Here is a 23,990-nt window from a genome sequence, read left to right on the forward strand (position 1 = left end):
TATTAGAGTCGGGTCGTCGACCTTCGAAGCTTCGCGCCTCGCTGAGCAACGATGATCGCTGAATCGCTCAACTCAGCCTTTCCACCTCGCCTTCGCCCTGCTGTCGGCCCTTGACGCAGGCCGCCCGGCTTGAAATGTTAGCGCTACCAAAATGAACGGCCGACAAGGTCGCCAAGGGCGCGTGGGAGATGACCGGGCTTATCGAAAACCTTCCTTCCGACTGGCGTCAGGGCCTGTTCCTGGGCCGGCTGGCGCTTCCCGAGGGGCCGACGCCCGTGCTGGTGCGCGGCGGCCGCGTGATCGACATCTCACGCTTCGCCCCGACCTCCGCCGAAGCCCTTGCCAGGCCGGGCCTGGCGACCGCCGAAGGCCGCGATCTCGGCGATCTCGAAGACCTGCACCTCGCCGCGGAATGGGACGGGGAGGCGGAGATTCGGTTGCTGTCGCCGCTCGACCTGCAGTGCGTGAAGGCCTCCGGCGTCACCTTCGCCGTCTCGGCGGTCGAACGCGTCATCGAGGAACGCGCGCGTGGCGACGCCGAGCGCGCCCAGGCTATCCGCGCCGATCTCGCCGAACGGGTGGGGGCGGACATCAGCTCGGTGAAGCCGGGTTCGGAGCAGGCGGCCGTGCTCAAGCAGGTGCTGATCGCCGACGGTTTGTGGTCGCAGTATCTTGAGGTCGCCATCGGCAAGGACGCCGAAATCTTCACCAAGACCCCGATCCTCGCCTCGGTCGGCTGGGGCGCGTGGATCGGCGTGCGGTCCGACAGCCACTGGAACAACCCCGAGCCGGAGATCGTCGTGGTCTGCGACCCGACTGGCAAGCCGGTTGGCGCCACGCTCGGCAACGACGTGAATCTTCGCGACATCGAGGGTCGCAGCGCGCTGCTGCTCGGCAAGGCCAAGGACAATAACGCCTCGGCTTCGGTCGGCCCGTTCATCCGCCTGTTCGACGATGGCTTCACCATGGACGACGTGCGCGTCGCCACGGTCGCCCTCGAGGTGCGCGGCGAGGACAATTTCGTGATGACCGGCGAAAGCTCGATGAAGCTGATCAGCCGCGATCCGCTGGAGCTGCTTGGCCAGACCCTGTCGAAGGATCACCAGTATCCTGACGGCTTCGCCCTCTACCTCGGCACCATGTTCGCCCCCATCGAGGACCGCGACACGCCCGGGCGGGGCTTCACCCACAAGGCCGGCGACGTGGTGAAGGTGCATTCCGAACGTCTCGGCGCCTTGGTCAACAAGGTCTGCGACTGCGCCGGCGCGCCGCCGTGGACTCTGGGCGTCACCGCCCTGATGCGAAATCTGGCCGGTCGCGGCCTGCTGGGAGGCGCCCAATGAGCGCGGCGGTCTATCCTTCGCTGAAGGGCAAGCTGGTCGTCGTCACCGGCGGCGGCTCGGGCATCGGCTCGGCCTTCACCGAAGGTTTCGCGCGCCAGGGCGCCCGCGTGGTGTTCATCGACTTCGCGGTCGAGGAGTCCACGGCCCTGCAGGCGTCGCTCGCCTCGCTGTCGCCGGCGCCGATCTTCCGGCAGTGCGATCTGCGCGACCTCGCCGCCCTGAAGGCGGTGATGGACGGCGTCATCGCCGAACACGGCGCCATCGACGTGCTGGTCAACAACGCCGCCCGCGACGACCGTCACACGGTGGAGGAGGTCACCCCCGACTATTGGGACGAGCGGATCGCCACCAACCTGCGCCATCTCTATTTCGCGACCCAGGCGGCCGTGCCCGGCATGAAGTCGAAGGGGCAGGGCGTCGTGCTCAACATGGGCTCGATTTCCTGGCACCTCGGCCTGCCCGAGTTGTCGATCTACGAGACCGCCAAGGCCGGGATCGAGGGCATGACCCGCGCCATGGCGCGCGAACTCGGCGGCGACGGCATCCGCGTCTGCTGCATCGTGCCCGGCAACGTCAAAACCCCGCGTCAGATGAAGTGGTACACGCCGGAAGGCGAGGCCGAGATCGTCGCCGCCCAGTGCCTCAAGGGCCGGTTGGAGCCGCATGATGTCGCGGCGCTCGCGATGTTCCTGGCTTCGGACGACGCGCGGCTGATCACCGGCCACGCCTATTTCGTCGACGCCGGCTGGCGGTAGGAGAGGGCGATGGCGGGGCCGATCGGCGGAACGGATCAAGCGGACCTCGCCGGAGGCGATCGGGTCAACATGGCCTTCATCGCCCTGATCGTCGCAGTGGCGACCATCGGCGGCTTCATGTTCGGCTACGACAGCGGGGTCATCAACGGCACCCAGGACGGGCTTGAGCACGCCTTCAACCTCTCGGCGCTCGGCACCGGCCTGAACGTGGGCGCCATCCTGCTGGGCTGCGCCGCCGGCGCCTTCTTCGCGGGTCGCCTCTCTGATCAGATCGGCCGCAAGACGGTGATGCTGATCGCCGCCGCCCTGTTCATCGTCAGCGCCCTCTGGGCCGGCGCGGCCGACAGTTCGGCCCACTTCATCGTCGCCCGTCTGATCGGCGGTCTCGGCGTCGGCGCCGCTTCGGTGCTGGCGCCCGCTTACATCTCGGAGGTGACCCCGGCGGCCATTCGCGGCCGGCTGTCGTCGATCCAGCAGGTGATGATCATCACCGGCCTGACCGGGGCCTTCGTCGCCAACTATGTCCTGGCCGCCACGGCCGGCGGCTCGCAGGCCGAGTTCTGGGGCGGCTATCCGGCGTGGCGTTGGATGTTCTGGCTGCAGACCATCCCGGCGGCGATCTATCTTGTGGCCCTGCTGTTCATCCCGGAAAGCCCACGTTTCCTGGTCGCGCGCGGTCGGGACGCTGAGGCCGAGATCGTGCTCTCGCGTCTGTTCGGGACCGGCGCCGGCGCCCGCAAGGCAGCCGAGATCCGCGCTTCGCTGGTCGCCGACCATCGCCCCCGCTTCCGCGACCTGCTCAACCCGGCCACCGGCAAGATTCGCCCGGTGCTGTGGGCCGGCCTGATCCTGGCGGTGTTCCAGCAGCTCGTCGGCATCAACATCGTCTTCTACTACGGCGCGGTCCTCTGGCAGTCGGTCGGCTTCTCCGAGAACGACGCCCTGAAGATCAACATCCTCAACGGCGCGCTTTCCATCGCCGCCTGCTTCGCCGCCATGGCGGTGATCGACCGCATCGGACGCAAGCCGCTGCTCTTGATCGGCTCGGCCGGCATGGCCGTGACTCTCGGGACCATGGCCTGGTGCTTCTCGCAAGGCGCGGTGGTGGACGGGGCCCTGACCCTGCCGGGCCAGACGGGCCTGATCGCCTTGGTCGCCGCCAACGCCTATGTCGTGTTCTTCAACATCAGCTGGGGGCCGGTGATGTGGGTCATGCTCGGCGAGATGTTCCCCAATCAGATGCGCGGTTCGGCCCTGGCCGTCGCCGGCCTGTTCCAGTGGCTGGCCAACTTCGCCATCTCGGTCAGCTTCCCGTCGATGGCCGCCGGCCTCGGCCTGGTGGCGACCTACGGCTTCTATGCGGTCAGCGCCCTGATCTCCTATTTCCTGGTCAAGGCCTGGGTTCACGAGACCCGTGGCCGCGAGCTCGAGGCGATGGTCGGATGACCTGTCGCCCGTCTCTGGCAAACCCTATTTGGAAGGCGCCGCTCCCCCGGCGTCAGATGGCTTAGTGAGGATCCTCCCATGTCCGACACCCTGAATCTCAATCACTGGATCGGCGGCGAGAAGGTCTCGGCGGACACCCCGACCGAAAGCCTGAATCCCTCGAACACCGGCGATGTCGTCGCCCGCACGCCCGATGGCGGCGTCGCCGAGGTCGATGCCGCCGTCGCCGCCGCCAAGGGCGCGTTCCCGGCCTGGTCGGAAGCCAGCCCGGAAGTGCGTTCGGACATCCTCGACAAGGCCTCGAACCTGCTGATGGAGCGTCGCGAGCAGGTCGGCCGCCTGCTGTCGCGCGAAGAGGGCAAGACCCTGCCGGAAGGCATCGGCGAGACGGCCCGCGCCGCGCGCATCCTGAAGTACTTCGCCGGCGAAGCCCTGCGCGTGCATGGCCAGAACCTGGCCTCGACCCGCCCAGGCGTGGAGATCCAGACCTATCGCCAGGCCGTCGGCGTCTTCGGCCTGATCACGCCGTGGAACTTCCCGATCGCCATCCCCGCGTGGAAGGCCGCCCCGGCGCTGGCCTTCGGCAACACCGTGGTCATCAAACCGGCCGGCCCGACGCCGGCCACGGCCGAGGCCCTGGTCGCGATCCTGCATGAGGCGGGCCTGCCGAAGGGCGTGCTCAACATGGTGGTCGGCCGCGGCAAGGTCGGCCAGGCCATCGTCGACCACAAGGACGTGGCGGGCATCAGCTTCACCGGCTCGCAGAATGTCGGCGCCGGCGTCGCGGCCGGGGCGGTCAAGCGCCAGGCCCGCGTGCAGCTGGAAATGGGCGGCAAGAATCCGCTGATCGTACTGGACGACGCCGACCTCGACCGTGCGGTGATGATCGCGCTCGACGGCTCGTTCTTCGCCACCGGCCAGCGCTGCACCGCCTCCAGCCGCCTGATCGTGCAGGACGGCGTCTACGACCGCTTCGTCGCCGCCCTGGCCGAGAAGGTCGCCGCGCTTCGGGTGGGCGACGCCCTCGATCCCAATACCCAGATCGGCCCGGCCGTCTCCGAGGACCAGCAGGAGACCTCCTACCGGTACATCGACATCGCCAAGGGCGAGGGTGGTCGCCTGGTCACCGGCGGCGACCGTCTGAAGCTCGACAATCCCGGCTGGTACGTGCAGCCGACCCTGATCGCCGACACCCTGCCGGACATGCGGATCAACACCGAGGAGGTGTTCGGCCCGGTCGCTTCGGTGATCCGCGTGAAGTCCTACGAGGAAGCCCTGGAGATCGCCAACGGCGTCGAGTTCGGCCTCTCGGCCGGCATCGTCACCAGCTCGCTGAAGTACGCCCGCGACTTCCAGCGCCGCGCCAAGGCCGGCATGACCATGGTCAACCTGCCGACCGCCGGGGTCGACTACCATGTGCCGTTCGGCGGCACGAAGTCGTCCAGCTACGGCTCTCGCGAGCAGGGCTTCGCCGCCGTGGAGTTCTTCACCCAGATCAAGACATCGTACAGCGCCGGCTGAGGATGAGCGAAGCGCCGCAACTCCTCTGGGACCTGAAGGCCGAGCTCGGCGAGGGGCCGGTCTGGGTCGCTCGCGAGCGCGCGGTCTATCTGGTCGATATCAAGGGCCACGCCCTGCATCGCTACGGCGTCGACGACGGGGCCACCGCCTCGTGGCTGGCGCCCGACCAGATCGGCTTCGCCCTGCCGGCGGAGGACGGCGCCCTGATCTGCGGCGTGAAGGGCGGCCTCTATCGGTTCGACCCGGCCGTCGGGCGCTTCGAGCTGTTCATGCCCGTCGAGGCCGAACGGCCGGGCAATCGGCTGAACGACGGCTTCGTCGCCCCGGACGGCGCCTTGTGGTTCGGCTCGATGGACGACAGCGAGGCCGAGAACTCCGGCGTGCTCTATCGCCTGGCGGAGGGCAAGCTGGAGGCCAAGGATCGCGGCTACTGCGTGACCAACGGCCCGGCGCTCAGCCCCGACGGCCGCACGCTCTACCACCACGACACCCTGGTTCGGACGATCTACGCCTTCGACATCGATGGCCATGCGCTGAGCAACAAGCGGGTGTTCGCGCGCGTCCCGGAGGGCGCCTATTGCGACGGGCCGAGCGTCGATGCCGATGGCGTGCTGCATGTCGGCCTGTTCTTCGGCGGCGGGATCGCCCGGTTCGCGCCGGACGGAACGCCGCTTTCGTCCATCGCCTTTCCGGTGCCGACGGTGACCAAGGCGGTGTTCGGCGGCGACGACCTGCGCACCCTCTACTGCACCACCGCCTGGAAGGGCCTCGACGGCGAGCGGCGTCACGCCAACCCGACGGCCGGCGGCCTCTACAGCGTGCGGGTCGAGACGCCCGGCCTGCCGCAGAACCTGATCCGCCTGTGAGCACGATCCGCGCCGGCGACTGGGAGATGACCCTGCGGCCCGCGCTCGGCGGCGCTATCGCCAGCCTGACGCTCGGTGGCCGCGACGTGCTGCGGCCGACCGCCGAGGGCGAGACCGATCCGCTGTTCTCGGCCTGTTTTCCCCTGGTCCCTTACGCCAACCGCATCGACCACGGCCGTTTCAAGTTCGACGGCCGTGAAGTGCGACTGACCCCGACTCCACGCTTCGAACCGCACGTCTTGCACGGGGCCGGCTGGCTGGCGCCCTGGGGGCTGGCGATGGACGGCGACGTCGCGGTGATGACCTACGAGCATCCGGCCGGGGATTGGCCGTGGAGCTTCACGGCCGAGCAGCGCCTGACCCTGACGCGGGACGGGCTGACCGTGGCGCTGACCATGACCAACACCGATGCGCGGCCCATGCCCGCCGGGCTCGGCCTGCATCCCTATTTCGTTCGCCGGTCGGACACCCGCCTGACCCTGAACGCCGATGGCGTCTGGCTCGCCGACGAGACCCAGATCCCGATCCGCAAGGCCGCGCCGGGTGAGCTGTTCGATTGGCGCGATGGCCCGCGCGTCGACGACGCGCCCTTCATCGACAACGCCTATGCCGGTTGGGACGGCGTCGCGATCATCGGCGACGGGGAGGGCGACATCCGCCTGACCGCCGGCCCGGAGGCGACCGGCGTTCACGTCTTCGCTCCGCCCGGCGAGGACTTCTTCTGCGTCGAGCCGGTGACCCAGCGACCGAACGCGCACAACGCGCCGCAGGACGAGGCGGCCGAGGTGCGCGCCCTGGCGCCCGGCGAGGCCTTCACCTTGACCATGTCCATCGCGCGGGCATGAACGCGAAGGGTCCGGTGGAGCAGAAGGCCAACAGGCGGCGGCAGGGCGGGCGAACGATTCTCGATGTCGCCGAACGCGCCGGTGTCTCGCCGATGACGGTCTCGCGGGTGATCAACGGCGAGAAGAATGTCCGCGAGGCCACCCGCGTTCGGGTGCAGGCGGCCATCGACGAACTGGCCTACGCCCCCAATCCGGCCGCCCGCAGCCTGGCCCGCGCCGACGCCCGCCGCATCGGCATGCTCTACTCGAACCCCAGCGCCGCCTATCTCAGCGAGTTCCTGCTCGGCGGGCTGGACCAGTGCAGCCGCCTGTCGATCCAGCTGGTGGTCGAGCGTTGCGAGACCGAGGCCGAGCAGGTCGCCGCCGTCGAACGGCTGGTGGAAAGCGGGGTAGGGGGCGTGCTTTTGCCGCCGCCCCTCTGCGACTCCGCCTCGGTGGTCGAGCGGCTGAATCGCGCCGGGCTGCCGGCGGTGGCGGTCGCCAGCGGCGCGCCCCTGCCGACCGTCTCGGCCATCCGCATCGACGATTTCCACGCGGCCCAGGTGATGACCCGGCATCTGATCGCGCTGGGCCATCGCCGCATCGGCTTCGTGAAGGGCGAGCCCGACCAGACGGCCAGCGGCCTCCGCCACGCGGGTTTCCTCGACGCGATGGAGTCCGCCGGCCTGCCGGTGGAGGAGCGCCTGATCGTCCAGGGCCATTTCACCTATCACTCCGGCCTCGACGCCGCCGACCAGCTGCTGTCGCTGCGCCGCCGCCCGACCGCCATCTTCGCCAGCAACGACGACATGGCGGCCGCCGCCGTGGCGGTCGCGCACCGTCAGGGGCTCGACGTCCCGCGGGACATCACCGTGGTCGGCTTCGACGACACCGCCCTGGCCACCACGGTGTGGCCGCCCCTGACCACCATTCGCCAGCCGGTCGCGGAGATGTCCCGCGATGCGGTCTTGATGCTGGCCGAGGCCATGCGTCTGGAAGCGGAGGGCAAGCCGGCCGTCGTCGCCCGGGAACTGATGGATTTCGCCTTGGTCCGCCGGCAGTCGGATGGCCGGCCGTCTACGGAAAAGCCATCCTGAATCGAAAAGGACGCGACCCGCCAAGGCCGCGCCCTTCGATCTGCAACCCAGACGAGGGTCTACCGCTCGACCTTGGTCCAGACGCCGCCGGCCTCGTTCGACTTCACGGCCGCCTCGATGAAGGCCATGCCCTCGACGCCGTCCTCGATGGTCGGGAAGGCGGCCTCGGGGTAGGGCACGCCCAGGCGCGCCGCGGCGATGGCGTGGGCCGCGTCGACATAGAGGTTGGCGAAGCCTTCGAGGTAGCCTTCCGGGTGGCCCGACGGGGTGCGGGTCACGCGCGCCGCTTCCGGGCCAGAGCCGTGGCCGCCGCGGGTGTAGCGCTGCGTCGGCTCGCCATACTTCGTGTAGTAGAGGTAGTTCGGATCTTCCTGGCGCCACTGCAGGCCGCCGTCGTCGCCGAAGATGCGCAGGGCCAGGCCGTTCTCGTTGCCGACCGCCACTTGGGTCGCCCAAAGCATGCCCTTGGCGCCGCCTTCGAAGCGCAGCAGCAGATGGTCGTTGTCGTCCAGTTGGCGGCCGGGGACGAAGGCCGTCAGGTCGGCCAACACGGTGTCCAGCTTCAGGCCGGTGACGAAGGTCGCGGCGTTGTAGGCGTGGGTGGCGATGTCGCCGAGCGAGCCGCCGGCGCCGGCCTTGGCCGGATCGACCCGCCAGTCGGCCTGCTTGTTGTGGACATCCTTGGTCAGCCAGTCCTGCACATACTCGGCCTGCACGACGCGGATCTTGCCGAGCTTGCCGGCCTTCACCATCGCCTGGGCCTGCCGCAGCATCGGATAGCCGGTGTAGTTGTGGGTCAGGACGAAGATCTTGCCCGACGCCTTGACCGCCGCTTCCAGCTCGCGAGCCTCGGCCAGGTTCAGGCCGACCGGCTTTTCGCAGATCACGTGGATGCCGGCCTTGAGGAAGGCCAGCGCCACCGGCACGTGCAGGTGGTTCGGGGTGACGATGGCGACGGCCTCGACGCCGTCCGGACGGGCGGCTTCCGCCTTGGCCATCTCTTCCCACGAGCCGTAGGAGCGGTCGGCCGCGACGCCGAGGTCGGCGGCCGACTGGGCGGCGGTTTCGGGGTTGGAGGAGAAGGCGCCCGCGACCAGGCGGTAATGGCTGTCGAGGCCCGCCGCCCAGCGGTGAACGGCGCCGATGAACGCGTTCTTGCCGCCGCCGACCATGCCCAGGCGCACGGGCTGCTGGGCCAAAGAGGTCTTGATTTCGCTGGTCATAGGTCTCCACCCGACTGGGGCGGCCCATCGTGGCCGCCATGCCTGCGCTTAAGCGCGATTTTCCCAAGCAACGTAAAGACTTTTCGCGAAAAAACGAAGCCATTGACCGCGGTTTTTGGCTACACTACGCCGGTCTCGAATGGCCGAAATCGAAGGTCGAACCTAGGAGAGGACGAGGGATGAAAACGCTCAAGGGACCGGGCATCTTCCTGGCGCAGTTCGGCGCGAACGAGCCGCCCTTCAACAGCCTGCCCGACATCGCCAAATGGGCCGGCGGCCTCGGCTACAAGGGCATCCAGATCCCGACCTGGGACTCGAACCTTTTCGACCTGACCAAGGCCGCCGAGAGCCAGACCTACTGCGACGAGGTCAAGGGGATCTGCGCCGAGAACGGCGTCGAGATCACTGAGCTTTCGACCCACCTGCAGGGCCAGTTGGTCGCCGTGCACCCGGCCTATGACGAGCTGTTCGACGGCTTCGCGGCGCCGGAAGTGCGGGGCAACCCGAAGGCCCGTCAGGAATGGGCCGTGCAGCAGGTGAAGAACGCCGCCACCGCCTCGCGGCGCCTGGGCCTGAACGCTCACGCCACCTTCTCCGGCGCCCTGGCCTGGCCCTACTGGTACGCCTGGCCGCAACGCCCGGCCGGCCTGATCGAAGAGGCCTTCGACGAACTGGCCCGTCGGTGGAAGCCGATCCTCGACCACTTCGACAGCTGCGGCGTCGACGCGGCCTACGAAATCCACCCCGGCGAAGACCTGTTCGACGGCGAGACCTTCGAGATGTTCCTGGAGCGGGTCGGCAACCACCCGCGCGCCAACATCCTCTACGATCCGAGCCACTTCGTGCTGCAGCAGCTCGACTACCTCGGCTACATCGACGCCTATCACGAGCGCATCAAGTGCTTCCACGTGAAGGACGCCGAGTTCAACCCGACCGCCAAGCAGGGCGTCTACGGCGGCTATCAGCCGTGGATCAAGCGCGCCGGGCGCTTCCGTTCGCTGGGCGACGGCCAGGTCGATTTCGGCGCGATCTTCTCGAAGATGGCCGCCTACGACTTCGCCGGCTGGGCCGTGCTCGAGTGGGAATGCTGCATCAAGGACAACGAGGTCGGCGCGGCGGAAGGCGCTCCGTTCATCGACGCCCACATCATCCAGGTCGCCCGCAAGGCGTTCGACGATTTCGCCGATTCGGGCGCCGACCAGGCCACCAACCGCCGGGTGCTCGGCATCGGCTGAGCGGTCTCGGATCGCTGAAAAGCAGCGCGGCGGAGGCTGACCTCCGCCGCGTTTTTTCTTTTGGACTTCAGATCAGTCGGCCGACAGCATGCCCAGCAGCTGGATGCGGAAGACCAGGGCCGAGTTCGGCGGGATCGGGCCGGCGCCGCGCTCACCGTAGCCCAGCGACGGCGGCAGATAGAGCGTCCATTCGTCGCCGACATGCATCATCGGAATGGCTTCCATCCAGCCGGGCACCAGGCCGTCCAGCGGGGCCAGCATCGGCTTGCCGCCGAAGGTCGAGTCGAAGGTCGTGCCGTCGGCCAGCTTGCCCTCGTAGTGAACCTTGATGGCGTCGCCTTCCTTGGGCGAGGGGCCGGCTGGGCCGGACCTGGTCACCTTGTACTGCAGACCCGACGGCGTGGTCTTCACGCCCGGCATCTTGGCGTTGGCGGCGAGGAAGGCTTCGGCCGATTGCGGGGCGGCGGCGGTCGCGGGGGGCGGCGTCTGGGCCGCGGCGACGCCGGTCCAGGCAAGGGCGGCGATTAGGGCGGCGGCAGGCAGGAACTTCACGAGTCGGGACTCCAAATGCAAAGGGCGAGGCTACAGAGCCCCGCCCTTAAGGTCGATTGATGGCCGAAGCTCAGTGCGCTTCGACAGGCGGTTCCTGCGTCGCGTCGACGTGCGACTTCCGGGCGTAGACGCCATAGGCCGCGATCACCAAGTAGCAGACGGCGGGCACGATCATCGCCGCCTTCAGGCCGGTGGCGTCTGCCGCCGCACCCATGATCACCGGCACGATGGCTCCGCCGACGATGGCGGTGGCGATTACCCCCGAGCCGTCGGCGGCGCGGCGGCCGAGGCCTTCGCTGGCCAGGGCGAAGATGGTCGGGAACATGATCGAGTTGCAGAGGCCGATGGCCAGCAGGGCCCAGCCCGAGACCGGTCCGTGGACGAGGCCCGCCACGCTCAGCAGCACCAGGTTGCCGACCGCGACGCCCGCCAGCACCTTGCCGGGCGAGACCACGCGAAGCACGGCCGCGCCGATCAGGCGGCCGACCATGGCGCCGCCCCAGTAGAGGAACACGTGGCCGCCGGCGTCCTTCTGGCTCAGGCCCATCACGTCCGACTGCTGCAGGAAGTTGACGATGATCGAGCCGATGGCGACCTCGGCCCCGACGTAGAGGAAGATGCACAGGGCGCCGAAGGCGAAGCGCGGCCGGTTCAGCAGGCTGAAGGGGCGCAGTAGGCCGCCCGGCTCGTCCGGCGTCTCGGTCAGGCGCTTGCGGAAGGCCCACACCGCCAGGGCGACGACGCCGATGGCGGCGGCCAGGAACAGGTAGCTGCGGACGATGACCTGGGTTTCCTGGGCGCGGTACTGCGCGAGGGCCTCCGGCGACAGCGTCGCCATGTCGACCTTGGCGATGGCGCCGAGGATCACCATCGAGCCGACGATCGGGAAGACGGTGGTGCCGATGGAGTTGAAGGCCTGGGCGAAGGTCAGGCGGCTGTGGGCCGACTTGGCGGGGCCGAGCAGGGAGATCAGCGGGTTGGCGACCACCTGCACGATGGTGATGCCGGCGGCCAGCACGAACAGGGCGCCGAGGAAGATCGGGAACTGGCCGGAATAGGAGGCCGGGATGAACAGCACGCAGCCGAGCATCATAGTCACCAGCCCGACCACGGCTGCCCGCATGTAGCCCAGCTTCCGCACGATGGCCGCGCCGGGCAGGGAGAACACGAAGTAGGCGAAGAAGAAGGCGGTGTTGATCAGCATCGCCTGGGCGTAGTTCAGGACGAACAGCTCCTTCAGCTTCGGAAGGATCACGTCGTTCAGGCTGGTGATGCCGCCGAAGATGAAGAACAGGGCGAAGACGAAATACTGCAGCTGCGCCGGCCCTTGAGGCGCATCGCTGGCGCCGCTGGCGGCAGCGGTCGGAGTCGGCGCGATGGCCATGTGAATTTCCCCCAGGGAAGAGATTGCGCCAACGGCTTGCGGCGCTTGGCGCGGAGCTAATCTGTATACGTTTGCGGTGTCAAACGCCGACCGCCAGGCGTTACAACTCGGCGTAGAGGCCCACTTGGTCGGCGCCGGCGCGAAGTTGGGGCAGCACCTCGGCCAGCAGGGTGTCGATGCTGGCCCGCGCGGTCGGGGCGCCGGTGTTGAGGGCGGCGATCACCTCCCCGCGTCGGTTGCGCACCGGCACGGCGATGGAACGCAGGCCGACCTCCAGTTCCTCGTCGATCACGGCATAGCCTTGCTCGCGCACGGCCGTGAGGGCGGCGCGCAGCGACTCGGCCGAGGTGCGTGTCCGCGGCGTGCGGATCGGGAAGGGCGCCTGTGCGAGATAGGCCTCGATCTGCTCCGCCGGGCGGTGGGCCAGCAATACCCGGCCCATGGAGGTGCAATAGGCCGGCAGGCGGCTGCCGACCCATAGGGCGACGCTCATGATCTTCGTCGCCTCGGCGCGGGCCACGTAGAAGACGTCGCCATGATCGAGCACGCCCAGCGAACAGCTTTCGCCGAGGCGGTCGCGCAGGGCGGTCAGGACCGGCTGAGCGGCGTCGGCGAAACTGTGGGCGGAAAGATAGGCGCGGGCCAGGGGCAGGATGGCCGGGCGAAGGCGATAGGCTCCCCCTTCGCTCGCGCCGATATAGCCCAGCTTTTCAAGCGTATAGAGGCAACGCCGCACGGCCGCGCGCGACAGGCCGGTGGCGGCCGCGCCTTGCGAGGTGGTCAGGGTCGCCTGCGTCTCGAACTGCTGCAGCACCTGCAGCCCCCGCGCCAGCGAGGTCATGAAATCGGGATCGCCCGCCGTTTCGTCCTCGCCGCTCATCGCCCCTCCCAAGGTCACGCCCCTATCGATAATCGCACAGTTGCGCGAAATCAAAGGGCGGGGGGAGCCGGCGTCAAATCAACGGCAGGCCGACGTAGTTTTCCGCCAGGCTGTGCTGAGCGACGCGCGAGCCGCGAATGTAGGACAGCTCGGCCAGTTGCATCCGCCGGTCGAACGGCTGCTGGTCCGGGAAGCGGTGGGTCAGCCCGGTGAACCACCAGCTGAAGCGCTCGGCCTTCCACACCCGCGACAGGGCGCGATTGGAATAGTCGGCCAGGCCCGCCCCGCCGTCGCCGCGCTTCCAGGCGATCACCGCGTCCGCCAGGGCGGCGACGTCGGCGGCCGCCAGGTTCAGCCCCTTGGCCCCGGTCGGCGGCACGATGTGGGCGGCGTCGCCGGCCAGGAACAGGCGGCCGTGGCGCATCGGCTCGCAGACGAAGCTGCGCAGCGGGGCGATGGCCTTCTCGATCGATGGGCCGCGGGCCATGTTCGCCGCCGCTTCCGGCCCGAGCCTGAGCGCCAGCTCGTCCCAGATCCGTTCGTCCGGCCAATCCTCCAGCTTCTCGTCCAACGCGCATTGGATGTAGTAGCGACTGCGGGTCGGCGAGCGCATCGAGGCGAGGGCGAAGCCGCGCTCGTGGTTCGAATAGATCAGCTCGTGATCGCAGGGCGGCACGTCGGCCAGGATGCCCAGCCAGCCGAACGGATAGGTCTTCTCGAAGCTGCGGACCGTCGCCTCGGGGATGCTCGGGCGGCTGACGCCGTGGAAACCGTCGCAGCCGGCGATGAACTGGCAATCCAGCCGCTTGTCGACGCCGCCTTCCCGCCAGGTCACGAAGGGCGCGTCGCTCTCGATGTCATGCAGCGCGACGTCGTCGGCCTCGAACGCCAGGGGCGTGCCTCGCTCGATGCAGGCCTCGATCAGGTCCCGGGTCACCTCGGTCTGGCCGTAGACCATCACCGACCTGCCGGTCAGGCCGGCGAGGTCGATGCGGAACAGTTCGCCGTCGACGGCGATACGGAAGCCCTCGTGCGGCAGGCCCTCGTCGTTCATCCGGGCGTCGACGCCGACGCGCTGGAGGAGCTCGACGGTCGTTTGCTCCAGAATGCCGGCGCGGATGCGGCTTTCCACATAGGCCCGGTCGCGGCGCTCGAGGATCACGCTGTCGATCCCGGCGACATGCAGCAACTGCGACAGCAGAAGGCCCGCGGGGCCGGCGCCGACGATGGCGACCGTGGTGCGCAAGATCGAACTCTCCCTGTTTTCCCGAGGCTTACGAGAACGGAACGCCCTCGCGAATGGACTTGGCGGCGAGTTTCTTGGACAATCCGGCATGCTCCGGACCCTGCCGCCCGATGATGTTCCGCGCTTTTTCCTCTATGGAGAGCCGCCGCGTGACGCCGATGCGGCCTTCCTGCACGTCGAGACCGTGGCCGCCCGCAGCGCGCCCGTGGATTGGACGATCCGGCCGCACGCCCATCGCGATCTCAGCCACCTGCTGGTCATCCAGGCCGGCGAGGGGCGAATGCGCGCCGAAGACCGCACTCTGGCGTTCGGCGGCCCCTGCCTGCTCATGGCGCCCGCGGGATCGGTCCACGCCTTCGACTTCTCGTCGGACACCGACGGCCACGTCCTGACCTTCGCCGGCCGCCTGGCCTCGGACCTGGCGGTCCGTGAGTCGGCCCTGGCGCGGCTGTTCGCCCGGGCCGGCGTGCTGGCGCTCGATCCCGCCGTGCTCGCCTCGCACGGCGTCGGCGCCGCGCTTCGCCGGCTGGAGCAGGAACTGGTCTGGGGCGCGTCCGCCCGCGGCCTTGGGATCGAAGCCGCCATGCTCACCGCCCTGGTCGGCCTGCTGCGCGCGGCCGAGGACGCGGAAGGCGAGGGCGGCGCCGTCTCGCCCCTTGTCGAGCGCTACCGCCTGCTCCTGGAGCGTCACTTCCGTGAGGGCTGGCCGGTGGAGCGTTACGCCGCCGCCCTGGCGGTGAGTCCCCGCACGCTGCGGGCCGCCTGCACCGCCGCCGGGCAGGGCCGCTCGCCGTCGCAGATGCTCGCCGACCGCCTCATCGTCGAGGCCAAGCGTAAGCTCGTCTACACCAGCATGACGGTCTCCGAGGTCGCCTATGGTCTCGGCTTCCGCGACCCGGCCTATTTCTCGCGCTTCTTCACCGTCGGCGTCGGACGCTCGCCGCGCGACTTCCGCCGCAGCCCCGATCCCGCCGCCGCTTGACAGCCTGACGGTCGCGGAGAAAGCTCCGCGCACAAAGCGCACAGCTGTGCGAATAACGCACGCGCCAAGGGGCTTGGTCGCGTGAGGGGGAACGATGGCCAGAAAGATCGTGGTGGGCCCGGCCGGGTTCGGGGCGGTGATCGCCCTGTGCTTCTGCGTCTCGATGCTGGAAGGCTTCGACCTGCAGATCATCGGCATCGTCGCGCCGCAGCTGATCCCCTATTTCAAGCTGAGCCCCAGCGAGGCGGGCCAGGCCTTCGCCGCCTCGACCATCGGCCTCGTGATCGGCGCGGTGCTATTCGGCTGGCTGGCCGACCGCATCGGTCGCAAGCGCGTGCTCATCGGCTCGGTGGCGGCCTTTGGGGTCTTCTCCCTCGCCACCATGGTCGCCCAGGACTACGGCCACCTCTACCTGTGCCGCCTGCTGACCGGCGTCGGCATCGGCGGGGCCATGCCCAACCTCATCGCCATCGCCAGCGAAATCACCCCCAAGGAGAAGCGCACGGGGATCACGGCCCTGATGTTCAGCGGCATGCCGCTCGGCGGTGGCTCGGTGGCGCTGATCGCCCTGCTGGCGCCGGGCCTGGATTGGCGCACGGTGTTCGGCATCGGCGGCCTGCTGCCGCTGGTGCTGGTGCCGTTGCTGGCCTTCGGCCTGAAGGAAGAGATCGTCGCCGCCCCGGTCGAAGCGACCGCTGCCAAATCGACGGCCAATCCGATGCGGGTGCTGTTCGGACACGGCCGCACGCCGGCCACCCTGCTGCTGTGGGTCACCTATTTCCTGACCCTGATCGTGCTCTATCTGCTGCTCAACTGGCTGCCGACGCTGGTGGTCGCCAAGGGCATGAGCAAGGCCGACGGATCGCTGGTGTCGCTGGTGTTTAACGTCGCCTCGGTGGTCGGAGCGATCCTCATTGGCCGCTCGGTCGACCGTTTCGGCATGCGCTGGCCCCTGGCCGTCACCTATCTGCTGCTGGTTGGCTCGACCATGCTGATGGCCCAGGCCCCCGGCCTGCTGACCTTCGCCGTCGCGGCGGGCGGGGCCGGCTTCTTCGTGATCGGCGCCCAGTATTCGCTCTACGGCGTGGCCCCCGCCTACTACCCGCAAGGCCACTACGGCACCGGCGCGGGCGCGGCGGTGGCGTTCGGCCGCCTCGGTTCGATCATCGGTCCGATGGTCGGGGGGCAACTGCTGGCGTCGGGCGCCAGTCCCAGCCAGGTGATCGCCGCGATGACGCCGGTGTCGGTCGTCGCCGGCCTGGCGGTGGTGGCCTTGAGCTTCATTCGCCCGCGCACGGACGCGCTTTAGCTCAGCCGAACACCTTGCTCGGCGTGATCGACACGTCGCCGCGGTAGGCGGGCTCGATGGTCAGTTCGCCGCCGGCCAGGCGCGAGACGCAGGCGCACATGCGCTTGCCCTCAGCCTGCTGCTCGGGGCTGAAGAACACGTCGCGATGATCGAGTTCGCCGTGGCGCTCCACCACGTCGACGACGCAGAGGCCGCACTCGCCGCGGCGGCAGTCGGCCAGCACCCCGACGCCCATTTCCTCCAGCACTTCCAGCAGCGAGCGGTTTTCCGGCACGGTCGCTTCGACGCCGAGACGCGGCACCCGCACGGTGAACGGCGCATTGGCGTAGCGTCCGCTGGAGCCGAAAGTCTCGAACCGCAGGTTGGCGCGCGGCCGGCCCGAGGCGGCCCACAGGCGGCGGGCGGCGTCCAGCATGCCGATGGGGCCGCAGATATAGGCCTCGCCGCCTTCCGGCAGGCCGGCGAAGGCGGCAGCGAGGTCGGCGCGGCCGGTCTCGTTCTCGATCACCGGTTCGAACGCCTCGCCGAGCGCGGCGGCCAGTACATCGGCGTAGGCCAGCTCGTCGGCGGTCCGCACCGCATAGAGCATCCGCGCCTTAGCGCCGCGCTGGGCCAGCCGCTCGGCCATGGCGACCATCGGCGTCACCCCGATGCCGCCGGCGATCAGCAGATAGGCCGGGGCGCCGAGCGAGAGTTCGAAGTCATTGGAGGGCGCGCGGGCCTTCAGCCGGGCGCCCGGCTCCAGGGTCCACATGTAGCGTGAGCCGCCGCGCGACTCCGGCGCCGCCTTCACCGCGATGCGGCGCAGCGGCCCGTCAGCCCCGACGATGGAATAGGAGCGGATGTCCGGCTGGCCATCGACGATCGCCTCGACGTCGATGTGCTCGCCCGGCGCGGACGGCGCGCTCCACGGCGTCTTCAGGGTGAACTCGCGGATGGTCGGGGTCAGCAGCCGCGTCTCGACGACGGTCAACCAGTCCCAGTGGTCGCTCTGTCGCATCTTGGGGTCCTAGCGTCGGCGGTCGATCAGGGCCGCGCCCGCCACCTGATCCCAGGCGCGCTGGTCCTTGGCGGCGGTATGGAGGTTGCGGCGGGCGAGGCGCGCGTGCTCGCGCATGATGGCTTCGGCCCGGGCGCCGTCACGCATCTCGATGGCCTCCAGCACGCAGCGGTGCTGGTCCTCGGCGACGAGCAGGATGCGCAGGGCCTGGGGCGTCTCGGCCTGGGCCATCACGAAGCCGCTCGGCGAGGCGAAGGGCAGGGCGTAGACGCGGCCGAGCTGGTCGGCCAGGGCCGGGCTGTTGGCGAGCGCCAGAAGCCCGTCGTGGAAGGCGGCGTTGAGGGTGACGTAGCGCTCGAAGGCGGTGGGCGAAATCTGCGGGCCGGAGAACAGGCGGTCGATCTCGTCCAGCATGGCGCGCAGGGCGGCCAGCTTCTGCGGGTCGGCGCCGCGTTCGGCGGCGAAGCGGGCGGCCAGGCCCTCCAGGGCGCCGCGCATCTCGATGGCCTCGGCGACATCGGCCTCGGTGAAGCGGCGCACTACATAGCCGCCATGGGGCAGGGCGTTCAGCAGGCCCTCGCCGGCCAGCTTGGCGAGCGCCGTGCGCACCGGCGTCCGCGACATGCCCAGCCGCTCGGCGACGGGGATTTCCAGCAGCCGCTCGCCCGGCGCCAGCTCGCCGCTTAGCACCTGTTCGCGCAGGGTCAGCAGGGCCGAAGTGGTCTGCGAGGCCATAGCTATTCGGCCGCCAGCCCGACCGGGCTCGGGCCTTCCTCGGCGTCGATCATCCGTTCGATCAGCCGCCGCGCCCACATCGCCCCGGCGTCGATGTTGAGGTTGTAGAAGACGTGATCGGGATTCTCGTCGATCGCCCTCTGCTGGGCTTCGACGATCAGCTCGTCCTCGCGAAACACCTTGGTGATCGAGTCCCGGATGCGGGTCGTCATCGCCTGGTCATGAATCTTGTAGTCGCGGACGTTGGCCCAGAAGTAGTGGCAGGTCTTATCGGTGGCCGGGGTGATGGTGTTGATCACCACCATGCTGACGCCCTTCGACCGGTCGCCCTGCGGAGCGCCGGCGCCGGTGGGGGCCACGCCGACATCGATGGCTACCGTGCACGGCGGTTCGAAGCGGATGATCTGCCAGCGATCGACATTGCCGGGAACGCCCAACTGGCTGGCCCAGAACGGCGGCGGCTCGATGTCGACCATCCAGCGGGTGACCATGGCGGTCTTGTCGCCGTGGGTGACCTCGAAGGGCGCCTCGGCCACGGCGTCGTTGCCGATGCTCGACGAGTGGATGAAGGTCTCGTGGGTGAGGTCCATCAGGTTGTCGACGATCAGCCGATAGTCGGCCTCGGCGTGGATGGTCTTGCCGTCGCCGGCCCATTCCGGATCGTGGTTCCAGTGCAGGTCGGGCACCAGCGCCGGGTCGGCCAGGGCCGGGTCGCCGGGCCACACCCAGACGAAGCGGTGCCGCTCGACCACCGGATAGCTGCGCACGGCCGCCGACGGATTGATCGTTTCCTGCGAGGGCATGTGAACGCAGCGGCCATGCTTATTGTACACAAGGCCATGGTAGGCGCACTGAACGTTGTCGCCCTTCAGCTTGCCCATCGATAGCGGCACCAGCCGGTGCCAGCAGGCGTCCTCCAACACCACGGCTTCACCGGTTTCCGCCCGGTACATGACCATTTTCTTGTTGCAGATGGTGCGGGCGAGCAACTCGTGCTTCAGCTCCGCGTCCCAGGCGGCGGCGTACCAGGCATTGAGCGGGAATGTGCGACGCATCGGGATCCTCCGGGGCTTCATGTATACATTGGAGTCCGCCGAAGGCCAGGGCCGGATTGTGGCTTTTCGCCTTTCTCGGTCTGTTTCCGTTCGGCGAACGGCGCTATCGGTCGAGGCGGCCAGAGGGATGGGAGGGCGAATGATGCGGCGAGCCGTGATGAGTCTGCTGTTGGCCGTCTGCGCCGCTCCCGTCGCCGCGCAACCCCGGGCCGCGGCCCCGACGCCCGCTCAGGTCGAGGCGGCCGCGGCGAGGGCGGCCGTCGTCGCCGACGATCCCGCCTTCAAGCCCCAGGCGCTGGTCCTGAGCGACCTGCCGAAGGCGACCGGCCCAAGCGTCGCCCTGTTCAACGGCCGCGACCTCGCTGAGTGGGAAGGTTGGCTGGGCTACGCCGATCCGGCCAAGACCTATCGCAATCCGCCCGAAGCGCCGCTCGGCCACGCGGGCGCCGACGAAATGTTCAAGGTGGTGACCGAGAACGGCCGGCCGGCGCTCTACGTCAACGGCAAAATCTGGGGCGCCCTGGTCCACAAGGGCGACTACGGGAACTACCACCTGCGCCTGGAGTACAAGTGGGGCAAGGGGCGTTGGCCGCCCCGCGTCAACCTACCGGCCAACAATGGGCTGCTCTACCACAGCTACGGACCCCAGGGCGCTTCGACCGGCACCTGGATGAAGGCGGTCGAGTTCGAAATCATGCAAGGCTCGACCGGCATGGTGGTGCGGGTCGGCGAGAACACCCGCCCACACAGCTTCGTGGGCCGCGACGCCACGATCATCTATCCGCAGCGCCGGTTCATGCTCGGCGGCCGGGAGGTCGAGGTCGTCTCGCCCGCCTGGAATGTCGAGAACGCCCGCGACGCCGAGCGACCGGCCGGCGAGTGGAACACGCTCGATCTCTACGTGCTCGGCGACAAGGCGGTGCATGTGGTCAACGGCCAGCCGGTGATGATGGTCCACGGCATCGAGACCGTGGACGAGGCCGGCAAGCGCACGCCCCTGACCCACGGCCGCATCCAGCTGCAGTCGGAGGGCGCGGAAACCTTCTTCCGCAATATTGTGCTCGAACCGATCGACCGGCTGCCGACAGTGACGGCCCGCTAGCTCGCAAGCCTCGGCGTCACCTTGAGGATACGGCCCTGGGCGCTGTCGGTCAGCAGGTAGACCGCGCCGTCGGGGCCGACGACGACTTGGCGGATGCGTTCGTTCAGCTCGGTGAACAACCGCTCCTCGGCGACCACCCGGTCGTTCTTGAGAACCAGGCGGCTCACATGCTTGCCCGCCAGGGCGGCGCCCAGAAGATCGCCGCGCCAGGCTGGGAACATCCGGCCATCATAGATCGCGAGGCCCGACGCCCCGATCGCGGGGTCATAGTAGTAGACAGGCTGCTCAATGCCCGGCTTGGCGGTGGCGCCGTCGCCCACCGGCTTCTTGTCGTTGCCGAGTCCATAGGCGATCAGCGGCCAACCGTAGTTGCGGCCCGGCAGCACCAGCTTTACCGCATCGCCGCCGAGCGGCCCATGATCCATCGCCCAGATCCGCCCCTTGGCGTCGAGCGCCAGGCCCTGCGGATCGCGCATGCCATAGGCGTAGATTTCCGGCCTCGCGCCCGGCAGGCGTGGATTGCCTTTGGCGGGTGCGCCACGCGTGTCGATGCGCACCACCTTGCCGAGATCGTTGCCGAGGTTCTGCAGCACCTCGGCGCCCATGCCCTCTTCGCCGATGGCCAAAAGAAGGGCGCCTGAGCGGTCGAACAGCATCCGCCCTCCCATGTCACCGCCCTTCGCCACGCCAGGTTCGGCATGGAAGATCACGGCGCCGCTTTCGAAGCCGCTGGCGTCGTGCTTGAGCACGCCGCGGAACACCGAGACGCCGACAAGATCGCCCCGTTGCTCGTGGAAGGAGAGGTAGACCGCGCGGGTCTTGGCGAACGCCGGGTCGAGCTTCACATCGAACAAGCCTGCGATGCCCTTCGCCGCCACCGCCGGCACGCCGGTCAAGGGTTCGGAGAGCTTACCGCCGGAAACCAGCCGCAACCGGCCCGGGCGCTCGGTGACCAGGATGCGTCCATCGGGCAGGAAGGTCATGCCCCAGGGATTCACCAGGCCGGTGGCGACATCGCTGACTTGGTAGGCGGTGTCGGTCCTGGCGACCGGCGCGCGGGTCTGCGTCGGATAAGCCGGCTGGGCGTCCGGCAGGGTCTTGGGCCGGTTCTCGACCAGTGGTGAAGGCGGCGCCGGGGGGCGGGGCGCAGGCGCCGGGGTGGGGAGCTGGGCTTCGGCCGCTTGCAGGGCGGCTGCGAGCGCGAAGGCAATCAATGACAAGCTCATGAGATGTCCACCCCGAGTCGCGGCCAAGCGCGGTCCGCGTTCGCCGCGGTTATCTCAGTTGGCGTCCTCAGCGTGCAACGTCCGCAGTACGTCCTTCCGCACCTTGCCTGAAGCGGTGCGCGGCAGGTCTTCGACGATCCTCACCGTTTTCGGCGCCTTGTAGCCGGCGATGCGGCTGCGGCAGTGGGCGATGACCGCCGACTCATCGAGGCTGTGGCCGGGCGCGGCGACGACATAGGCCACGCCGACTTCACCCCACTTCTCGTCGTCCACGCCGATCACCGCCACGTGGGCGACGGCGTCCAGCGCCAGGATCGCGGCTTCCACCTCGGCCGGATAGACGTTCTCGCCACCCGAGATGAACATGTCCTTCCAGCGGTCGACCAGGTAGAGATAGCCGTCTGCGTCCAGCCGGCCCGCGTCGCCGCTGCGCAGCCAGCCGTCCTGGAAGGCCCTGGCCGTCGCCTCGGGCTGGTTCCAATAACCGGGGCTGACGCCCGGACCCTTCATCCAGATCTCGCCGATCTCGCCGACCGCCACGTCGTTTCCATCCGGATCGACCACCCGCACGGCCATGGCTACATAGGGCAGGCCCACCGAGCCGGCCTTTTCGCGGATCTTCGCCAGGTCCAGCGGCATGCCGAAGCCGCTGCCGGTCTCGGTCATGCCGTAGCCGTCGGACATGTAGACGCCCTCGTCGAGCCAGCGATGGATCATCGCCGCCGCGTGCGGGGCGCCGCCGGTCGAGAAGACGGTGAGGCGCGAGAGATCGCCCGGCCGGTAGCTCGGCTGCAGACGCAGCATCTGCGCCATCTGCGGCACGCAGAAGAAGTGGGTCACGCCCAGCGCCGGATCGCGCAATCGCTCCAGGGTGCGCTCGCCGTCGAAGCGGGTGGAGAGCAGCAGCAGGCCGCCGTGCTGCAGCGACGTGCGCGTCATCGCGTAGAGGCCGACGGTGTGGAACATCGGCATGTCGCAGAGGAAGACCGAATCCGGCCCCACCCGATTGCCCAGGCCATAGTTGGCGGAGGAGGCGGCGGCGTTACGGGCGGTGATGATCACGCCCTTCGGCAGGCCCGTGGTGCCGGAAGTGTAGAGCAAGGTGTTCGGCGCGTCGGGGTCGGTCGGCGGCAGGGGCGGCGCCGGCGCGGCGGCGTGCAGGCGGGCGATCATGTCGCCGGCCTCGATCAGCGTCGCGCCGAGGCCTTCGAGCGAGGGCAGGACGGCGTCGAAGTCGGCGTCGTGGAAGATCACGCGCGGCGTCGCGTCCCGCGCCACCAGCGCCAGCTCCGGCCCGGTCAGTCGCCAGTTCATCGGCACGAAGATCGCGCCGATCCGGCCGCAGGCGAACTGCAGGGCGATCTGCTCGACATTGTTGCGCATCAGCACGGCGACACGCTCGCCGGCCGGCTCGCCCAGCATCGACAGCAGCAGGCCGGCGGCCCGGCTGACCAGGGCGTGCAGATCGGCCCAGGTGAAGTCTCGCTCGCGATCGAGGTCGCGGATGGCCATTCGGCCCGGCGTGATGGCGGCGTGGTAGGCGATAGGGTCGGTGAAGCCGACGGCCAGATCGAGCGGGGTGGCGGCGAGGAAGGTCCGTGTGGCGCTCATCGTGCTGCTCGTCCTGGCCCCCTCGACGCGTCATCGGTCGCGCGCCTTCGCCGAGGGGAATAATCGTTATACCTTATAACCTCAAGCGGCCTGGGCTGTTGATCTAGAAGGCGTCGGCGATCCGGCGCAGGGCGGTCATCACCACCTCGCGGTCGGCGTCGCCGAGCGCCGCGGTCAGCCGCGCCTCATGCGCCGACTGGGCGAGCCGCGCCTCTTTCAACAAAGCTTCTCCGGCGGTGGTCAGACGCAGGGCGTGGCTGCGGCGGTCGCTCGGCGACGGGTCGCGCCGCACCAGGTCGCGGGCCTCCAGCTGGTCGATGATCGCCACCAGATTCGGCCGCTGCACCCGTAGGGCCTCGCCCACCGCCTGCTGCTTCAGGCCGGGCAGGGCGGACACCACTGTCAGGACGGAAAAGTCGGTCGGGCGCAGGTCGAAGGGCTTCAGGGCCTCGATCAGGTCGCGGAAGGCGCTGACCTGGGCGAGCCGCAGCACGAAGCCCAACTGGTCGCGCAGATCGCCGGGGGGATCGTTTACATTGGCGGTTTCGGTGTCGGTTTCGACGGTGTCGGCGAGCTGAGAAGGGGCCATAAGGCTCTC

The 23,990-nt window shown here is 69.0% G+C and carries 22 protein-coding genes; 11 read left to right on the forward strand and 11 right to left on the reverse strand.

Features of this window, described 5'->3' with window-relative positions; all coding sequences use genetic code 11:
• Positions 1-188: 188 nt before the first annotated feature.
• The 7 genes from ACFLIT_RS13730 (at position 189) to ACFLIT_RS13760 (ending at position 7,852) form a co-directional block, all read left to right on the forward strand.
• Positions 189-1,343, forward strand: coding sequence for a fumarylacetoacetate hydrolase family protein (locus ACFLIT_RS13730; RefSeq protein ID WP_479911814.1), 1,155 nt, complete (start codon positions 189-191; stop codon positions 1,341-1,343).
• On the forward strand, positions 1,340-2,098 hold the full coding sequence (xylB, locus tag ACFLIT_RS13735) for a D-xylose 1-dehydrogenase (RefSeq protein ID WP_479911815.1): 759 nt from the start codon (positions 1,340-1,342) through the stop codon (positions 2,096-2,098). The genes ACFLIT_RS13730 and xylB overlap by 4 nt, the downstream gene beginning before the upstream one ends.
• Positions 2,099-2,107: 9 nt before the next feature.
• Positions 2,108-3,544, forward strand: a complete 1,437-nt coding sequence (locus ACFLIT_RS13740; protein WP_479911816.1) for a sugar porter family MFS transporter — start codon at positions 2,108-2,110, stop codon at positions 3,542-3,544.
• A gap of 78 nt (positions 3,545-3,622) precedes the next feature.
• Positions 3,623-5,065 carry an aldehyde dehydrogenase family protein gene (locus tag ACFLIT_RS13745; RefSeq protein WP_479911817.1) on the forward strand — a complete coding sequence of 481 codons (1,443 nt, stop codon included), beginning with the start codon at positions 3,623-3,625 and terminating at the stop codon, positions 5,063-5,065.
• Between the two features lie 2 nt (positions 5,066-5,067).
• Complete coding sequence (locus ACFLIT_RS13750; RefSeq protein ID WP_479911818.1) at positions 5,068-5,931, forward strand: SMP-30/gluconolactonase/LRE family protein; 864 nt, start codon at positions 5,068-5,070, stop codon at positions 5,929-5,931.
• The gene (locus ACFLIT_RS13755) at positions 5,928-6,776 is read left to right on the forward strand and encodes an aldose 1-epimerase (RefSeq protein WP_479911819.1); all 849 of its coding nucleotides are present in this window, start codon (positions 5,928-5,930) and stop codon (positions 6,774-6,776) included. The genes ACFLIT_RS13750 and ACFLIT_RS13755 overlap by 4 nt, the downstream gene beginning before the upstream one ends.
• Positions 6,773-7,852 carry a LacI family DNA-binding transcriptional regulator gene (locus ACFLIT_RS13760; RefSeq protein WP_479911820.1) on the forward strand — a complete coding sequence of 360 codons (1,080 nt, stop codon included), beginning with the start codon at positions 6,773-6,775 and terminating at the stop codon, positions 7,850-7,852. Before ACFLIT_RS13755 ends, ACFLIT_RS13760 begins: the two co-directional genes overlap by 4 nt.
• A 59-nt stretch (positions 7,853-7,911) precedes the next feature.
• Here the strand turns inward: ACFLIT_RS13760 and ACFLIT_RS13765 are convergent, their stop codons facing one another.
• The gene (locus ACFLIT_RS13765) at positions 7,912-9,075 is read right to left on the reverse strand and encodes a Gfo/Idh/MocA family protein (protein ID WP_479911821.1); all 1,164 of its coding nucleotides are present in this window, start codon (positions 9,073-9,075) and stop codon (positions 7,912-7,914) included.
• Positions 9,076-9,254: 179 nt separating this feature from the next.
• Between ACFLIT_RS13765 and ACFLIT_RS13770 the strand changes: the two genes are divergently transcribed.
• Positions 9,255-10,310 (forward strand): sugar phosphate isomerase/epimerase family protein, encoded by a 1,056-nt coding sequence (locus ACFLIT_RS13770; RefSeq protein ID WP_479911822.1) that lies wholly within the window; start codon positions 9,255-9,257, stop codon positions 10,308-10,310.
• Positions 10,311-10,382: 72 nt separating this feature from the next.
• Here the strand turns inward: ACFLIT_RS13770 and ACFLIT_RS13775 are convergent, their stop codons facing one another.
• The 4 genes from ACFLIT_RS13775 to pobA all read right to left on the reverse strand — a co-directional run bounded on the left by ACFLIT_RS13775 (position 10,383) and on the right by pobA (position 14,372).
• Positions 10,383-10,862: an FKBP-type peptidyl-prolyl cis-trans isomerase gene (locus tag ACFLIT_RS13775; protein WP_479911823.1), complete on the reverse strand. Its 480-nt coding sequence runs from the start codon at positions 10,860-10,862 to the stop codon at positions 10,383-10,385.
• A gap of 70 nt (positions 10,863-10,932) precedes the next feature.
• Entirely contained in the window at positions 10,933-12,246 is a 1,314-nt protein-coding gene (locus tag ACFLIT_RS13780; RefSeq protein WP_479911824.1) for a sugar MFS transporter, read from the reverse strand.
• Positions 12,247-12,346: 100 nt separating this feature from the next.
• The gene (locus ACFLIT_RS13785) at positions 12,347-13,126 is read right to left on the reverse strand and encodes an IclR family transcriptional regulator domain-containing protein (protein WP_479911825.1); all 780 of its coding nucleotides are present in this window, start codon (positions 13,124-13,126) and stop codon (positions 12,347-12,349) included.
• Between the two features lie 73 nt (positions 13,127-13,199).
• On the reverse strand, positions 13,200-14,372 hold the full coding sequence (gene pobA / locus ACFLIT_RS13790) for a 4-hydroxybenzoate 3-monooxygenase (protein ID WP_479911826.1): 1,173 nt from the start codon (positions 14,370-14,372) through the stop codon (positions 13,200-13,202).
• An 88-nt stretch (positions 14,373-14,460) separates the two neighbouring features.
• Between pobA and ACFLIT_RS13795 the strand changes: the two genes are divergently transcribed.
• Positions 14,461-15,354 carry a helix-turn-helix domain-containing protein gene (locus ACFLIT_RS13795; protein WP_479911827.1) on the forward strand — a complete coding sequence of 298 codons (894 nt, stop codon included), beginning with the start codon at positions 14,461-14,463 and terminating at the stop codon, positions 15,352-15,354.
• Between the two features lie 94 nt (positions 15,355-15,448).
• The gene (gene mhpT / locus ACFLIT_RS13800; RefSeq protein ID WP_479911828.1) at positions 15,449-16,663 is read left to right on the forward strand and encodes a 3-(3-hydroxy-phenyl)propionate transporter MhpT; all 1,215 of its coding nucleotides are present in this window, start codon (positions 15,449-15,451) and stop codon (positions 16,661-16,663) included.
• A gap of 1 nt (position 16,664) precedes the next feature.
• On the opposite strand, the gene ACFLIT_RS13805 is transcribed toward mhpT, so the two are convergent.
• The 3 genes from ACFLIT_RS13805 to ACFLIT_RS13815 are packed head-to-tail and all read right to left on the reverse strand — an operon-like array spanning position 16,665 to position 19,453.
• The gene (locus tag ACFLIT_RS13805) at positions 16,665-17,663 is read right to left on the reverse strand and encodes a PDR/VanB family oxidoreductase (RefSeq protein ID WP_479911829.1); all 999 of its coding nucleotides are present in this window, start codon (positions 17,661-17,663) and stop codon (positions 16,665-16,667) included.
• A gap of 9 nt (positions 17,664-17,672) precedes the next feature.
• Complete coding sequence (locus ACFLIT_RS13810; RefSeq protein WP_479911830.1) at positions 17,673-18,398, reverse strand: GntR family transcriptional regulator; 726 nt, start codon at positions 18,396-18,398, stop codon at positions 17,673-17,675.
• A gap of 2 nt (positions 18,399-18,400) precedes the next feature.
• Positions 18,401-19,453 (reverse strand): aromatic ring-hydroxylating dioxygenase subunit alpha, encoded by a 1,053-nt coding sequence (locus ACFLIT_RS13815; protein WP_479911831.1) that lies wholly within the window; start codon positions 19,451-19,453, stop codon positions 18,401-18,403.
• 157 nt (positions 19,454-19,610) lie between these two features.
• On the opposite strand from ACFLIT_RS13815, the gene ACFLIT_RS13820 reads away from it, so the two are divergent.
• Positions 19,611-20,555: a 3-keto-disaccharide hydrolase gene (locus ACFLIT_RS13820; protein WP_479911832.1), complete on the forward strand. Its 945-nt coding sequence runs from the start codon at positions 19,611-19,613 to the stop codon at positions 20,553-20,555.
• On the opposite strand, the gene ACFLIT_RS13825 is transcribed toward ACFLIT_RS13820, so the two are convergent.
• The 3 genes from ACFLIT_RS13825 to ACFLIT_RS13835 form a co-directional block, all read right to left on the reverse strand.
• On the reverse strand, positions 20,552-21,781 hold the full coding sequence (locus tag ACFLIT_RS13825; RefSeq protein WP_479911833.1) for a PQQ-dependent sugar dehydrogenase: 1,230 nt from the start codon (positions 21,779-21,781) through the stop codon (positions 20,552-20,554). The two genes, ACFLIT_RS13820 and ACFLIT_RS13825, sit on opposite strands and share 4 nt — an antisense overlap.
• 54 nt (positions 21,782-21,835) lie before the next feature.
• A complete protein-coding gene (locus ACFLIT_RS13830) occupies positions 21,836-23,392 on the reverse strand; it encodes an AMP-binding protein (RefSeq protein WP_479911834.1) in 1,557 nt (518 codons plus the stop codon).
• Positions 23,393-23,495: 103 nt separating this feature from the next.
• Positions 23,496-23,981: a MarR family winged helix-turn-helix transcriptional regulator gene (locus ACFLIT_RS13835; RefSeq protein WP_479911835.1), complete on the reverse strand. Its 486-nt coding sequence runs from the start codon at positions 23,979-23,981 to the stop codon at positions 23,496-23,498.
• Positions 23,982-23,990 lie beyond the last annotated feature (9 nt).

This window comes from Caulobacter sp. HJHS_5, assembly GCF_056683955.1.

What these genes read in the sequence shown, in the direction of transcription:
- ACFLIT_RS13820 (WP_479911832.1), top strand. Translation starts at nt 19,611, where the DNA reads ATGAGTCTGCTGTTGGCCGTCTGCGCCGCTCCCGTCGCCGCGCAACCC.
- ACFLIT_RS13730 (WP_479911814.1), top strand. Translation starts at nt 189, where the DNA reads ATGACCGGGCTTATCGAAAACCTTCCTTCCGACTGGCGTCAGGGCCTG.
- ACFLIT_RS13830 (WP_479911834.1), bottom strand. Translation starts at nt 23,392, where the DNA reads ATGAGCGCCACACGGACCTTCCTCGCCGCCACCCCGCTCGATCTGGCC.
- ACFLIT_RS13740 (WP_479911816.1), top strand. Translation starts at nt 2,108, where the DNA reads ATGGCGGGGCCGATCGGCGGAACGGATCAAGCGGACCTCGCCGGAGGC.
- ACFLIT_RS13795 (WP_479911827.1), top strand. Translation starts at nt 14,461, where the DNA reads ATGCTCCGGACCCTGCCGCCCGATGATGTTCCGCGCTTTTTCCTCTAT.
- ACFLIT_RS13825 (WP_479911833.1), bottom strand. Translation starts at nt 21,781, where the DNA reads ATGAGCTTGTCATTGATTGCCTTCGCGCTCGCAGCCGCCCTGCAAGCG.
- ACFLIT_RS13810 (WP_479911830.1), bottom strand. Translation starts at nt 18,398, where the DNA reads ATGGCCTCGCAGACCACTTCGGCCCTGCTGACCCTGCGCGAACAGGTG.
- ACFLIT_RS13750 (WP_479911818.1), top strand. Translation starts at nt 5,068, where the DNA reads ATGAGCGAAGCGCCGCAACTCCTCTGGGACCTGAAGGCCGAGCTCGGC.
- ACFLIT_RS13785 (WP_479911825.1), bottom strand. Translation starts at nt 13,126, where the DNA reads ATGAGCGGCGAGGACGAAACGGCGGGCGATCCCGATTTCATGACCTCG.
- ACFLIT_RS13815 (WP_479911831.1), bottom strand. Translation starts at nt 19,453, where the DNA reads ATGCGTCGCACATTCCCGCTCAATGCCTGGTACGCCGCCGCCTGGGAC.
- ACFLIT_RS13765 (WP_479911821.1), bottom strand. Translation starts at nt 9,075, where the DNA reads ATGACCAGCGAAATCAAGACCTCTTTGGCCCAGCAGCCCGTGCGCCTG.
- ACFLIT_RS13805 (WP_479911829.1), bottom strand. Translation starts at nt 17,663, where the DNA reads ATGCGACAGAGCGACCACTGGGACTGGTTGACCGTCGTCGAGACGCGG.
- ACFLIT_RS13760 (WP_479911820.1), top strand. Translation starts at nt 6,773, where the DNA reads ATGAACGCGAAGGGTCCGGTGGAGCAGAAGGCCAACAGGCGGCGGCAG.
- xylB (WP_479911815.1), top strand. Translation starts at nt 1,340, where the DNA reads ATGAGCGCGGCGGTCTATCCTTCGCTGAAGGGCAAGCTGGTCGTCGTC.
- ACFLIT_RS13745 (WP_479911817.1), top strand. Translation starts at nt 3,623, where the DNA reads ATGTCCGACACCCTGAATCTCAATCACTGGATCGGCGGCGAGAAGGTC.
- ACFLIT_RS13780 (WP_479911824.1), bottom strand. Translation starts at nt 12,246, where the DNA reads ATGGCCATCGCGCCGACTCCGACCGCTGCCGCCAGCGGCGCCAGCGAT.
- ACFLIT_RS13770 (WP_479911822.1), top strand. Translation starts at nt 9,255, where the DNA reads ATGAAAACGCTCAAGGGACCGGGCATCTTCCTGGCGCAGTTCGGCGCG.
- mhpT (WP_479911828.1), top strand. Translation starts at nt 15,449, where the DNA reads ATGGCCAGAAAGATCGTGGTGGGCCCGGCCGGGTTCGGGGCGGTGATC.
- ACFLIT_RS13835 (WP_479911835.1), bottom strand. Translation starts at nt 23,981, where the DNA reads ATGGCCCCTTCTCAGCTCGCCGACACCGTCGAAACCGACACCGAAACC.